This window comes from Aquimarina sp. BL5 (genome assembly GCF_003443675.1).
In the GTDB taxonomy this organism is placed as follows: Bacteria; Bacteroidota; Bacteroidia; order Flavobacteriales; family Flavobacteriaceae; genus Aquimarina.
The window spans coordinates 2,780,384-2,792,762 of the sequence record NZ_CP031963.1 but is presented as its reverse complement, the minus strand read 5'-3'; the positions used below and the strand labels follow the sequence as shown (position 1 = coordinate 2,792,762).

The window sequence follows — 12,379 nt, the reverse complement described above, 5'->3', positions numbered from 1 at the left end:
TTTAAGAAAAATTTAGTATTATTACGGGATAATGGCACGATTTTTAATGTATTTTGCCAGGAACACCCCTAAATTAAAAATGAGCGTATGAAAAAGAGTTTTTTGGTATTGATGCTTACCATAATTGTTTCAGCTGCTTCCTGCAGCTTTACAACAAAAGTTGACAATGATCCTGATAAAGATCGAATACTGATTGATTTAATCAGTTATGTGTTAAGTAAAGGACATTATGATGCAAAGGATATTAATGATGATTTCTCCAAGAATGTTTTTGTTGATTATATAGATGCCTTAGATCCTTTAAAGCGCTATTTTTATAAAAGCGATATAGAAGAGTTTAAGAAGTTTGAAGATTTAATCGATGATCAAATCAGAGATAAAGAGATCGATTTCTTTAACCTTACTTACGAGAGACTACAACAAAGAATGACTGAGGCTAGATCTCTGTACAAAGAAATATTAGAAAGTCCTTTTAATTTCGAAAAGCAGGAAGATATAAATACAGATTATGAAAAGTTGGCATATGCTGGTAATAAAGATGAAATGAAGAACCGCTGGAGATTACAGCTTAAGTTCAATGCATTATCCAGCTATTATGACAAAGTTGATGAGCAGGTAGATTCTATAACAAAAAACAAAGAGTTTAAAAGGAAGTCTGCTGTTGCGTTAGAAGAAGAGTCTCGTGAATTGACAAAAACTTCATTAAAAGAATATTTCGAGTTTGCCGATGATTTAGAGAGAAAAGATTGGTTTTCTATCTATATAAATTCTATAGTAGAAGAATTTGATCCACATACGTACTACTTTGCTCCGCAAGATAAAGATCGTTTTGATATTGCGATGTCTGGAAAGTTAGAAGGAATAGGCGCCAGACTGCAGAAAAAAAATGATAATGTGAAAATTGTTGAAATTATTTCTGGTGGACCCGCTTGGAGAGGAAATAAAGTAGAGGTGGGTGATCTCATTATGAAAGTAAAACAAGAGGATGAAACAGAACCAGTAAGTATTGTGGGAATGAGACTAGATGATGCAGTAAGTCTTATCAAAGGTCCTAAAGGAACTAAAGTTGTTTTAACTGTTAAAAAAGTTGACGGAACAATAGAGAATGTGGAGATTGTGAGAGACGTTGTTGAGTTAGAAGAAACTTATGCGAAGTCTTCTTTAGTTAAAAAAAATGATAAGAGTTTTGGGATAATCAATTTACCAAAATTCTATTTTAATATGCAAGATTACAACCAACGTAATGCAGCAAAAGATGTGAAGCAAGAAATTATTCGTCTTAAAGAACAAGATATGGAAGGTCTTGTCATAGATCTTAGAGATAATGGAGGGGGATCTTTACAGACCGTTGTAGATATTGCAGGTTTGTTTATTGATAAAGGACCAATTGTTCAGGTAAGGACGAAAGGAGAGTCTCCAGAGGTTTTAAGTGATAAAGATCGAAATATTTTATGGGATGGACCATTAGTTATTTTAGTTAATGAACTTTCGGCTTCTGCTTCAGAGATTTTGGCTGCTGCAATGCAAGATTATAAAAGAGCAATTATCATCGGAAGTAAGCAGACGTATGGAAAAGGAACTGTACAGAACGTTATGGATCTTAATCGATGGATGCGTAGTAATGATTTTGGAGACCTTGGAGCATTAAAATTAACAACTCAGAAATTCTATCGAGTAAACGGAGGTTCTACACAACTGGAAGGTGTAAAAAGTGACGTAGTAGTTCCGGATCGTTATAGCTACATTGATATTGGTGAGAAAGATCAAGAAAATCCGCTTCCTTGGGATAAAATACCAGCTGCAGATTATGATTTATGGGATGGTTATATTGACTTTGATCAAACTATTAATAATAGTAAAGCTCGTATGGCAACTAATGAGCAATTAAAACTGATTGAAGAAAATGCAAAGTGGGTAAGAGAAAAGAGAGATGTAAATAAATATTCTCTAAACTATAATGAATACAAAGCGAATATCGAGTTAAACGAAAAACAAGCAGAACGTTTTGAACGCCTAAATGATTATAAAACTAATCTTACTTTCGAATCATTACCATATGAAAAAGATCTTATGGCAAAAGATTCAATCCTTAAGGAAAAAAGAAATAGATGGCATCAAAGCCTAAGTAAGGATGTATATGTAGAGGAGGCATTGAGTGTACTTGAAGATATGAAAATCAACAATATACGTAAATCAAAAAATCCACTTACACTAAAGAATTAATTTGCTTTAATGCAAAAGACAAAATCAAATTCATTATCAAAGCTAGCGCTCCAAAGATTTAAGAAAAATTTTTGGGGCGTTTTGAGTTTTTGGTTTATTATTATTTGTGCTTTCTTGGCTATTATGGCATATGTATTAGCACCGGATAATTCTATGAATGCAAATCAGATGCATTTATCCATTCATTCCAAAGAACCTGGTTTTTCGGTAACAATGTTGACCATACCTTCAGGAACGGGAAATGATCAATCTTACGTTAATAGAATATTCTTTGGTACAAAAAACACGGATACCGAAATCCCTATTGAATCATATAGTTTTAAAGAGACATCGATAGAAATTATCCCATATACTGAAGGAGAGCTTACAGGGATTGCTAAAAATATTGAATTCACAAGTTTTTCTGGTCACTTTCAAAAAGAAGAAATAGAACAAGAATTTATTAAAAACCAAACCTTCATTTTAGGTACGGATAAATATGGAAGAGATTTATTAAGTAGAATGCTTATCGGAATTCGAATTTCTTTTTCGATTGGTTTTATTGCGGTATTAATTTCCTTGCTATTAGGGATATCTTTAGGAGCTATAGCAGGTTATTTTGGAGGAAAGGTAGATGTTTTCATCATGTGGTTGATTAACGTAACCTGGTCTATACCTACCTTACTTTTGGTTATTGCTATTACATTAGCCTTAGGAAAGGGTTTCTGGCAAGTTTTCATAGCCGTTGGGTTAACGATGTGGGTAGAGGTCGCCAGAGTTGTTAGAGGGCAAGTTCTAAGTATAAAGCAAATGCAATATGTAACTGCAGCAAAAGCATTAGGGTATAATCATTTTAGGATAATCACAAAACATATATTACCTAATAGTTTAGCACCGGTAATTGTAATTTCTGCGGCCAATTTTGCTGCAGCTATTCTAATAGAAAGTGGATTGAGTTTCTTAGGTATTGGAGCACAACCACCAATGGCTAGTTGGGGAGCTATGATTAAAGATCATTATTCTTATATCATTCTAGGGAAAGCATACCTGGCGATTATTCCTGGTTTAGGTATTATGAGTCTTGTAATGGCATTTATGCTTATCGGTAATGCATTACGAGATGCATTGGATGTTAAGGGGTAGAAATGTTAAAGGGATTTCAGACATTAGATCATTTCATCCAGTTTTTAAATATCTTTTTTTACTATTCACAAGTTTTATAGCTTCATCTTTACAATAAATATTTAGCTTTTCGTAAATGTTTCTTATATGATATTTTACAGTATTGCGACTTACATAAAGTTTTTCTGCAATAGTAGAGTAACTTTTACCTTTAGTTAATAATTTAAGTATTTCATTTTCTCTTTTAGTGAGTTCTTTAAAATCGTGATCCTGAAAAGATTCAATAACCATTCGTGAAATAGCTGTACTCATCGGAGCACCTCCTTGCTCTAATTGTTCTAGAGCTTCAATAATTTGTAGGTTTTCATTTTTTATAAGATATCCAAGAACACCAGAAGATAGTACATCAAAAACGAATGTATGTTGTTGGTTTTTTGTCAAAATGATTATCTTGATTTCAGGAAATATGTTTCTAATATGTTTTATGTTATCAATGCCATTAATAGCTGGTATATCTATATCTATAAGAATAATATCAGGATGTGATTTTTCGATGTTTTGTAATGCTGATTCATAGTTTTTAAAATTGGCAATTACTTTAAATCTTTTGGAGTTATTTATTACGGGAGTACAATTTGTCTTTAAAAAAGTGCCATTTTCGATTAATGCAATTGTTTTCATACTGTAGATTTGACGTTTTTTGATTGATGAATAATGGCTCCAACTATAGTAGTTGAAAATGACCATCTATGTGGTAGTTATCTATCTTGTGATTTCTTACCCATAAGAAAATGTTAAAATGAGAAAAGTGCATTGAAAATAGATTCCATACGCTTTTAAAGGAGATAGTAAGGTTTTATTCTTTTTAAGAATCTCTCTTTTTAGATCTTCTATATAATACTATGCAAATGAAGAGAATAATAGGTAATAAGATAAGTGACCAATAAGCATATGGATAGTAATGGATTGATATCGGACTAGTATCGCCTAATAAAACAAACGTAGCCCAAAAATGTGGAGAGCTTTCTGATAAAGAGCTATTCCTAAGATATTTTAGTTTAGCCTCTCTTAAAGCTTGTGATTTAGTTTGTTGATTTTTTAAGTTTTTGTAAAACTCGTTCATTATATAGGATGTGGATCTATCATCAACATTCCATAAAGAAGAAACTACACTTTTGGCACCAGAATGAAAAAAACCTCTGGCTAGACTCATCACTCCTTCTCCAGTTTCTTGTTTGCCGAGTAATGTATTGCAACCACTTAGTACTACTAGGTCAGCTTGGTTTTTAGTAAGATATAATTCTTCAAGGTCTAATTTATTATTACTAAAAGCAATCCAAGGCGAAATAGAATCTAGAGCATCTGCATGTGTTGCCAGATGTATGATGTTTTGATCTTTTAGTTTAGTAAGAAAATTTTCTTTAGTAGCATTATCATTTATCAATACTTCTCCAGAAAAGAGGCTACTGATATTATTAACCTCATTCCTATTGTTCTCAATAGGGGGTAGGTTATATTTTTCAAAATTACCTGGAGCAAAACCTAGAAACGAAACTTTACTTTTAGGAGAAACAATATCTGATGAATTTTTCAGGAAGAAATTTGAATATCCATAACTGATCTCCGAATCTTCAATCAGGTATTTAGGCTTTTTAGCTAAATTGCTAGTAGTTACTAATGCTTCAAAAGGAACATAGTTTAAATAATTGTCAGGAATAATAATTAGTTTTTTGCCAGATATAATTTCCTTGATCTTTTCGTTAGGAAATAGATACTTAAAAACTTTATGCCCAATATCAGAGTATGATACAATATCTTTTTCTGTGCCAAAAGGAATAGCGGATTTTTTGATGAATAAATCAACAGTGTTTTTTAGGTTATCGATATTGGGTAATTGTATGAGATGGCTCTCGTCGTTAGTAATGTAAACAAGGTATCCTTTAGAATACTCTCTTTTGCCATAATCACTTCCTTCGTAGATTGGAGTATAACCATTATCATCATCAATAGATTTAAAATCAATGTGGTTAGATATATTGTATTCTACAAGAACGGTTTGATCATCAAGTTTTTTTTGGATAGATTTAAGACTGGTAATAGGAGAAGACTGAACGTTAAACTTAGAGTAATCCGAAAAAATATCTTTTATACTATCCTGTAATTTTTTTAAATTTCTTTTAAGATCTAAAATTTTTATGGTAATAATATCGAGTTCTTTTTTATTGGAACCCTTATTTTTTAATTTATTAAGTAAGTATATATTTTTCTGAAGTTTAATTTCTCTGTTTACTATATTTTCTGGTAGTAAAATTGACTGTTTAAGTCTGTTGTTCGTTATATCTTCTGTTAAAATTAACGCCTTATTTTTTTCCATAAAATAAAAGGCATTGTCGATATCCTCGGCAAGAAAACAAGCTTCTATTGCTCGTCCATATAAGGCAGAACTATGTTTACGCCAATATAGTTTGGATTGAAATTCCTGACTCTCAATACGAATTAGATCGATCATTTCGTCAGCGAGTAAAAATGTATTAATTGATTTATTAAGAGACAATTGATCATCTGTAGATCGATAATGTTTTAAATACGCATCTGCTAGATCCTCTAAAGTTGTTAAAAGATGCGATGAATCTAATGTTTCAGACAATATATTTGTTTGCGAGGAAACTTCCCGGTTATTTAGTTTTTGTCCTGTAAAATAACTAATAGCCTTTTGATAATGAGTAAAACCTTCTTTAAATTTCTGCTGCTCCACCAAACAAAATCCAATATTGGATATGCTAATCGCCAAAGATACGGAGTCATTTTTTGTAAAGTTTCGAATAGCTTTTTGATGGTATTGAATTGCTAGATCCTGATCTACAGTGTTGTAAAGGTTTCCCTTAAGTTCATAAGTTTTTGCGATTAGGATTGAATCCTTAAGATCTTTAGCTATAGACAAAGCTTGATCATAATAGAAAGAAGCTTTTTTCGTGTTTAGATTATCATCCTGATTATAAAGTGTTCCTAAAATAATTTTCAGATTGTATCTTGTTGTTGCTCTTGATTTAATTTGTAATGATAAGGAGTCTGCTATTAAAGCATTTTTAATTCCTTTTTTCAAACTATTTACAGTGCCAATTTTTATATATAATTTACCAGCATTAATGGCATTGGCCACAATGCTTCTATAATCTTTATTATCCCAAAATAGAGAATTTGCTAGTTCAAAATGAACTACAGCATTATGATAATCGTAAATATTAGTATAGCATCTACCTAATTTAGAATATGCATCTGCAGCATAATCGTTTTTAGAATTAATAGCAATTATCTCTTCATTATATGCAATACTTCTAGAATAATTACCTTGTTTATAAGCGAAAAACCCAAGATTTTTTAATCCATGCTGAATTAATGAAGGGTTGGTAGGAGTCATTTTTTTCTTTAATTCTAAAGATTGCTTTGCTGTTCGTATTGCAAGGTCTAGAGAAGTATTTTTATAGTGCCATATAGCATATTTATGGGTTATGCGCTCCAATAAAGAATCGTTTCCTTGTTTTTTGTAAAAGCTAACTAAAGAATCAATTTTAGTACGCTTTTGTACTATAGTTAGATCCGAAGCTAAAATAGTCTCCCAATTGGTAGCAGTTTGTGCATTAGAGTGAAGATAAAGAATAAAAAGTGTTAGGAGTAAATAGTAACTTTTTAAATGCATCAATAAAAAGGGTATATAGTTCTACTCCAAGATAAAAATTATATACCCTTATACCACTTATTTAATATATTTTTAAAACTTATATGAAGTTTTATTATTCATATATATTAATTCTGTCATTTGATCTAATTTTTGAAATAATGTTTCTATATTCATATAAAAGATCAATTGTACTTGGATCGTCATCTTCTTCTGGTAAATCTTGTGCGCCTCTAGAATAATCTATTCCAGACAAGTATGTCAAAAACCAATGTTCTACTTCAGATTCTGGTGTTGCTATTTTGACCAAGACTAAATCAGAATGTTTATTTGAAAACTCCCTACGAATTTTTGTTCGCTTATCTTCGTTTTCTGTATGATATACTAATTTTATTATTAAGCCTTCACCTTCATAACTATTATCGAAAGGCATGCCGTATTCATGTTCTTCTCCTAGATCTTCTGGATCGAAATAGAAAGATTTATTGAGTGAGTTTTTCGTGTTTTTTTCATTTTCAATGAGGGAGTCATCTGTAGAACAGCTTATAGTGATAAATGAAATCAACAATCCCCAAATTACTTTTTTTGTTTTCATACTAGTTTTTAAAGTTTAAATATTATCTATTCTTTATATAATATAGTTACAACAAATTGAAATTCTTACCCTAAGAGTTTATGATTTTTTTCATTCTTAGGAGCGATTTTTGCTAAATGAATTATATAAAGAATTGATAATATATTAGTTTAGTCTTTCTTTAGAGTCAGGTTATAGATAATATTAATAATAAATATCCTCAGAAGATTACGAAAATGCAAAAATTAGAAAGTAAAAACTATTTGGAAGGTCTTTTATCTGGTGATCAATCTGTGATTGACGAGATTTATAAGAATAACTTCCAGCCAGTTTTATCTTTTGTAAGAAAAAATAAAGGAGGTTATCAAGATGCAGAAGAGGTTTTTCAAGATGCTTTATTTCAGTTAATTGTTAGATTAAAAGTTAGAAAATTTGAAATCACATCCACATTCGAAGGATATTTATTTACCGTTTGTAAAAATCTTTGGCGTAAAGAATTAAATAAACGAAAAAATAGGGTAAGAAATACAGATGTAAAAGAACTAGTCATTGAAGAAAATAAACATAGCTCGTTTATTTTGGAACAAGAACGTTGGGAACTTTTTGAGGAAAAGATGAATCAACTCTCGGATAATTGTATCAAACTTTTAAAGGATTATTTTAATAAAGTGTCGTATGATATAATTGTAGAGAAGTTTAATTATTCATCAGAAAATGTAGCTTTCCAAAGGGTTTTTAAATGCAAAAAACGCTTAGCAGAGCTTATTAAAAGAGATAGTAAATATCAAGATTTAAGTTAAAAATGGACGAAGAGATATATAAGAAAATTGAAGCCTATTTGTGTGGTTATATGACTTCTGAAGAGCAAGAACAGTTTGAGCTAATGATGTCAAAGGATATGGAGTTGAAAAAGGAGGTGAATTTAGCTAATGAAATTAATCATCATTTAAACAAGGAAAGCTGGCTTTCTTTGAAGGGAACTAAAAATAAACAGGCAAGAAATGATATAGAAGATTACATTAAGAGTAATGAAGCTACTGAAATAAAATCCAATATAAGTACTGCAGGAAAAAGGTATAAAAAATCACAGTATTCGTTAAGAAGACGAATATTCATTACTTCTATTGCTGGTATTTTTACCATTGTATTATTATCTGCTATTTTTTTAAATCAAAATTCATCTACCACTGATTTGTACTCAAAATATTATACAGAAAATGATCTTCCTTCTATAGTTAAAAGAGGATCTCAAAATGAATTTTTGAATAATGGGATTATAGCCTTCAAAGCTAAGAAGTATGAAAAAGCGATCACTTTTTTCGAAGATTATTTAAAAGAAAATAATGATCCGTTAATATATAGTTATATAGGAATTTCATATCTCGAATTAGATAAGACAAAAGATGCGCTAAGTAGTTTTGATAAGCTATTGCATTCTGTTTCTTTAGATAAATCTAAGGCTTTATGGTATAAAAGCTTGATATATTTAAGGATGAATGATAAGGTAGAATTAAAGAAAACACTTTCTAGTATAATTAGTGATTCCACTAATTTTAATTATAATAAAGCAAAAGAGTTGTTATTGGTTATAGACTAATAGCGATATAATCACGAATTAATTATATCAAAGAAGAAAAAGGATTAAATCATTGATTTAATCCTTTCATAAAATCTTACGTCTTGCTCTTTAACAAAACGGAAATTTCTTAGAAACAAGGAGGTCCTTGTACCCATGTATATCCATTATGATAGCAACAACTTAGTGCTGGATCACAACGTCGTCTTCTGTTTTGATTTTTAGCAAGAACATATACGCCGCCAGTTACATCCTGTTGTTGTTTTTTAGAAAGTGTTTTAGCTCCTTCTAACTTTTTGATTTGTTTCATAATTTCTAGGTTTTTTTAGAGTTTTGATATTGAAAAATATTGCATTCTAACATGCGAAGTAAATGTATTTACTTCTATAATGTTAGCAATCATAACAAACGCCGTCCATACAAATACCAGGATTTCCTGAAGGAGTATCGAAACAAGTTTGTCCGTCAGTCTCCATAGTGCATATAATGATGTTCCCAAAACCACCATTTACAGAGTGTTGTTCTTTTTTACTTAGTCTTTTCGCTTTTTTAATTTTTAGAATTTGATTCATGATTTTTAAGTTTGAAAAGTTTTTATATGATAATATTGATTTCTTATTTATTGGGTTAATAAGGCCCACCTGGATATGTGCAAATACAACCAACACAGATTTTTCCAGGACAACAATTGCTATCAGTAATACACTCTGTAGGACATCCTGAACTACTTCCATTAATTGATTTTTGATCTTCTTTTTTAAGAAGCTTGATTCCGTTTAATTTTGAAAAATCGTTTAACATAATTAATTTGTTTTAAAGTTTTGATATTGAAAAGGATAAAATCCAATAAGTATGGCAATAAAAAACCACACTGACATTCTTCACTATAATCGAATGGATTATTGAGAAGACAAAACAGTTTACGTTTTATTTAATTAATTGGTATTGGGGTTAAACTATTTCCTGATTTAAAGGCTTCGAGATTATTTTCTGTTTAGAAATGAAAACTTATCAAGCTCATTTATTAATTACACACGTCGTAAGTGCAAGTGTAATAAGGATCATTTCCTAGAAAGGGATATTGCTGAATCCACCACCCTTGAGAACGTGGTCCACAACAGAATTGTTCTAAGGTAGGTATATAGCCTCCAGAAATTAATTTTTGTTGTGTCTTGTTTAATGTTTTAACCTCGGTAAGATTTAAAATTGATTGTAACATAATTATAGGTTTAAGAGTTAAAAAAAAATATTCCCCAAAAGTTTAAAGACATTCGGGGAAATATCTGAGTGAGTGTGTGAAGAAAAAGAGTATATAATACTTCTTTTCGTAATTTAGCTTTTCTAAAAAGAAAAGTTTCTTTTCTGGTTTATAGGAAATTTTTAATTGTTTAAAATCCTAAGCCGCCAATTGGATCAGTACCATCAGGACATGTGCTGCTGCAGGATACTGCGATAATTTCAAGATATCCATTACGTCCCATAACGATACATCCACAATCATCTGATACAGGAAATGTAATACCTCCTTTGACCGATCTTTGTTGTTTTTTGTTCAATTCCTGAACACCTTTTACTGCTAAAATTTTTGATAACATATAATTCGATTTAAGTTGGATTGTATTTTAATCAAACACCTACTGATTTTTCTTCAATTTCATAATCGTGTTCATTTTGATTTTCAATCATCATACTAGTAAAGTGAAAAAACTCATCATAGCTATACTTTTTAGGGTATATCGAGGTGTTTATAAGAGAAGCAGGAGTATAGAATAAATTATTCTTTTCTGCCCATTCGGATTGATTTTTAAGAACTCCAATATGGTGTTCATTATTTTTTGGAGTTCCATACTTTTTTATCCAGGTACTAAAAGTTCTATCATTAAACCATTCACTATATGCATTAATAAAACTATCAGATCCGTTATCATGATATAGCTCCATTAATCGTAAACTTATCTGAGTCGCTTGATTATCAAGATCATCTAATGATACTTTCAATCGTATAACGATTTGTAATTGTTCGCTCATCGTCCTTAATACGCGAGTGTATGCTTCAAAAGCACCTTTGCAGTAACCACACATAGGATTGGTTAGACTTACAATCTTAAATTTAGCATTAGGGTTACCTAAGACAATTTCATTAGCAATTGAAGTATTGTCTTCTATTTTATCAGATATACTTAATAAGTAATCAAATATCTGTCTATCACGCTTAAAGTGATTAAGCTTTATATTATCGCCTTTATAATCTTTGTTCTCGACCATATTCTCTTTCACATGAATATAACCTAAAGTAGCCAGTGCAGAAACCATGACAAAAGCAGCAATGGATACTAAGGTGAAGTTAAAAGAAAGACCAAGTAAAGCAACTACAATTAAACCAGTAGATATGGTACTAATAGCTATACATATTGCACACCATTTTTTTATAATAAATGCTTGAGAATATAGGGAATATACAATGAAGGGGATTCCGATAAGGGTTGGCAATAGTAAGGTACTATCAAAGCCATAAAATAGTTGGTATATGGTTAGAATGCCAAAAAATACAATACTTGCGTCTGCTAATGAAAAGTTCTTAAACAGTTTCCCTGTATTGTTATTAATTACATCCCCACAATTAGAGTTCCCTACAGATGTACAAAACTGATGCATAGTATTAGACTGTATACCTAAACTTTCTCTAACAGCAAAAAGACTAAAAACAACTCCAGAAATAGATAATAATAAAAATAGTATTTGGTAAAGATCAAACGGTTTAAAAACTAAAGCGATAATTGAACTCACTAACAAAGCTCCAAACAGAACGTTCTGAATAAGAGATTCTTTTGAGAAAATAGCACTTTTTCCTGTGTTATGCTCTACGGCTATTACCTTAGGAACCCATATTTTCTTAAATTCTTCATAGGTGAATTTTGTATTCTCAAGATCTGTATGTTTCAATTGAATGCTTCCATTCTTATTAATAACAGAAACAATCTCTTCTGTGTTATCCTTTTGTACTAATGAAACAAAACTTTTAGGGAGTTGGTCCAAAGCGTCTATAGGAACTTCTACAGCAATATTATCGATATTAAAATAATCCAGTGTATCTGTAATAGATTGAAAACTTGGATAATTGGGATGTATTTGTAATTGTAGTTCTAAATCCTTTTTGTCGTAGTTGCTGATCCTGTTCTGAATTAAAACAGTTTCAACTATATTTTCAATGTTGTTTTTCATGTATCCT

The 12,379-nt window shown here is 30.6% G+C and carries 13 protein-coding genes; 4 read left to right on the top strand and 9 right to left on the bottom strand.

Features of this window, described 5'->3' with window-relative positions; translation table 11 throughout:
* The first annotated feature begins 87 nt into the window (after nt 1-87).
* Together D1818_RS12040 and D1818_RS12035 are read left to right on the top strand one after the other, a co-directional pair.
* Nucleotides 88-2,223, top strand: a complete 2,136-nt coding sequence (locus D1818_RS12040) for a carboxy terminal-processing peptidase (protein WP_118459250.1) — start codon at nt 88-90, stop codon at nt 2,221-2,223.
* Nucleotides 2,224-2,232: 9 nt separating this feature from the next.
* Nucleotides 2,233-3,345 (top strand): ABC transporter permease, encoded by a 1,113-nt coding sequence (locus D1818_RS12035; protein WP_118459249.1) that lies wholly within the window; start codon nt 2,233-2,235, stop codon nt 3,343-3,345.
* A 33-nt stretch (nt 3,346-3,378) separates the two neighbouring features.
* Here D1818_RS12035 and D1818_RS12030 read toward each other — a convergent pair whose 3' ends face one another.
* The 3 genes from D1818_RS12030 to D1818_RS12020 form a co-directional block, all read right to left on the bottom strand.
* On the bottom strand, nt 3,379-4,005 hold the full coding sequence (locus tag D1818_RS12030; RefSeq protein WP_162897276.1) for a response regulator transcription factor: 627 nt from the start codon (nt 4,003-4,005) through the stop codon (nt 3,379-3,381).
* A 184-nt stretch (nt 4,006-4,189) separates the two neighbouring features.
* Nucleotides 4,190-7,021 (bottom strand): CHAT domain-containing tetratricopeptide repeat protein, encoded by a 2,832-nt coding sequence (locus D1818_RS12025; protein ID WP_118459247.1) that lies wholly within the window; start codon nt 7,019-7,021, stop codon nt 4,190-4,192.
* Between the two features lie 94 nt (nt 7,022-7,115).
* Complete coding sequence (locus D1818_RS12020; RefSeq protein WP_118459246.1) at nt 7,116-7,595, bottom strand: hypothetical protein; 480 nt, start codon at nt 7,593-7,595, stop codon at nt 7,116-7,118.
* A gap of 215 nt (nt 7,596-7,810) precedes the next feature.
* Here D1818_RS12020 and D1818_RS12015 point away from each other — a divergent pair, with 215 nt between their 5' ends.
* The gene (locus D1818_RS12015; protein ID WP_118459245.1) at nt 7,811-8,374 is read left to right on the top strand and encodes an RNA polymerase sigma factor; all 564 of its coding nucleotides are present in this window, start codon (nt 7,811-7,813) and stop codon (nt 8,372-8,374) included.
* A 2-nt stretch (nt 8,375-8,376) separates the two neighbouring features.
* On the top strand, nt 8,377-9,171 hold the full coding sequence (locus tag D1818_RS12010) for a tol-pal system YbgF family protein (protein ID WP_118459244.1): 795 nt from the start codon (nt 8,377-8,379) through the stop codon (nt 9,169-9,171).
* Nucleotides 9,172-9,280: 109 nt separating this feature from the next.
* On the opposite strand, the gene D1818_RS12005 is transcribed toward D1818_RS12010, so the two are convergent.
* The 6 genes from D1818_RS12005 to D1818_RS11990 all read right to left on the bottom strand — a co-directional run bounded on the left by D1818_RS12005 (nt 9,281) and on the right by D1818_RS11990 (nt 12,372).
* Nucleotides 9,281-9,460, bottom strand: coding sequence for a hypothetical protein (locus D1818_RS12005; RefSeq protein ID WP_118459243.1), 180 nt, complete (start codon nt 9,458-9,460; stop codon nt 9,281-9,283).
* A gap of 82 nt (nt 9,461-9,542) precedes the next feature.
* Entirely contained in the window at nt 9,543-9,722 is a 180-nt protein-coding gene (locus D1818_RS25320; protein WP_147406119.1) for a hypothetical protein, read from the bottom strand.
* A 55-nt stretch (nt 9,723-9,777) separates the two neighbouring features.
* Complete coding sequence (locus tag D1818_RS25315) at nt 9,778-9,951, bottom strand: hypothetical protein (protein WP_158596932.1); 174 nt, start codon at nt 9,949-9,951, stop codon at nt 9,778-9,780.
* Nucleotides 9,952-10,174: 223 nt separating this feature from the next.
* Nucleotides 10,175-10,369: a hypothetical protein gene (locus D1818_RS25310; RefSeq protein ID WP_147406120.1), complete on the bottom strand. Its 195-nt coding sequence runs from the start codon at nt 10,367-10,369 to the stop codon at nt 10,175-10,177.
* 169 nt (nt 10,370-10,538) lie between these two features.
* The gene (locus tag D1818_RS11995) at nt 10,539-10,745 is read right to left on the bottom strand and encodes a hypothetical protein (RefSeq protein WP_118459241.1); all 207 of its coding nucleotides are present in this window, start codon (nt 10,743-10,745) and stop codon (nt 10,539-10,541) included.
* 31 nt (nt 10,746-10,776) lie between these two features.
* Nucleotides 10,777-12,372 carry a vitamin K epoxide reductase family protein gene (locus D1818_RS11990; protein WP_118459240.1) on the bottom strand — a complete coding sequence of 532 codons (1,596 nt, stop codon included), beginning with the start codon at nt 12,370-12,372 and terminating at the stop codon, nt 10,777-10,779.
* Nucleotides 12,373-12,379 lie beyond the last annotated feature (7 nt).

What these genes read in the sequence shown, in the direction of transcription:
- D1818_RS12040 (WP_118459250.1), top strand. Translation starts at nt 88, where the DNA reads ATGAAAAAGAGTTTTTTGGTATTGATGCTTACCATAATTGTTTCAGCT.
- D1818_RS12035 (WP_118459249.1), top strand. Translation starts at nt 2,233, where the DNA reads ATGCAAAAGACAAAATCAAATTCATTATCAAAGCTAGCGCTCCAAAGA.
- D1818_RS12030 (WP_162897276.1), bottom strand. Translation starts at nt 4,005, where the DNA reads ATGAAAACAATTGCATTAATCGAAAATGGCACTTTTTTAAAGACAAAT.
- D1818_RS12025 (WP_118459247.1), bottom strand. Translation starts at nt 7,021, where the DNA reads ATGCATTTAAAAAGTTACTATTTACTCCTAACACTTTTTATTCTTTAT.
- D1818_RS12020 (WP_118459246.1), bottom strand. Translation starts at nt 7,595, where the DNA reads ATGAAAACAAAAAAAGTAATTTGGGGATTGTTGATTTCATTTATCACT.
- D1818_RS12015 (WP_118459245.1), top strand. Translation starts at nt 7,811, where the DNA reads ATGCAAAAATTAGAAAGTAAAAACTATTTGGAAGGTCTTTTATCTGGT.
- D1818_RS12010 (WP_118459244.1), top strand. Translation starts at nt 8,377, where the DNA reads ATGGACGAAGAGATATATAAGAAAATTGAAGCCTATTTGTGTGGTTAT.
- D1818_RS12005 (WP_118459243.1), bottom strand. Translation starts at nt 9,460, where the DNA reads ATGAAACAAATCAAAAAGTTAGAAGGAGCTAAAACACTTTCTAAAAAA.
- D1818_RS25320 (WP_147406119.1), bottom strand. Translation starts at nt 9,722, where the DNA reads ATGAATCAAATTCTAAAAATTAAAAAAGCGAAAAGACTAAGTAAAAAA.
- D1818_RS25315 (WP_158596932.1), bottom strand. Translation starts at nt 9,951, where the DNA reads ATGTTAAACGATTTTTCAAAATTAAACGGAATCAAGCTTCTTAAAAAA.
- D1818_RS25310 (WP_147406120.1), bottom strand. Translation starts at nt 10,369, where the DNA reads ATGTTACAATCAATTTTAAATCTTACCGAGGTTAAAACATTAAACAAG.
- D1818_RS11995 (WP_118459241.1), bottom strand. Translation starts at nt 10,745, where the DNA reads ATGTTATCAAAAATTTTAGCAGTAAAAGGTGTTCAGGAATTGAACAAA.
- D1818_RS11990 (WP_118459240.1), bottom strand. Translation starts at nt 12,372, where the DNA reads ATGAAAAACAACATTGAAAATATAGTTGAAACTGTTTTAATTCAGAAC.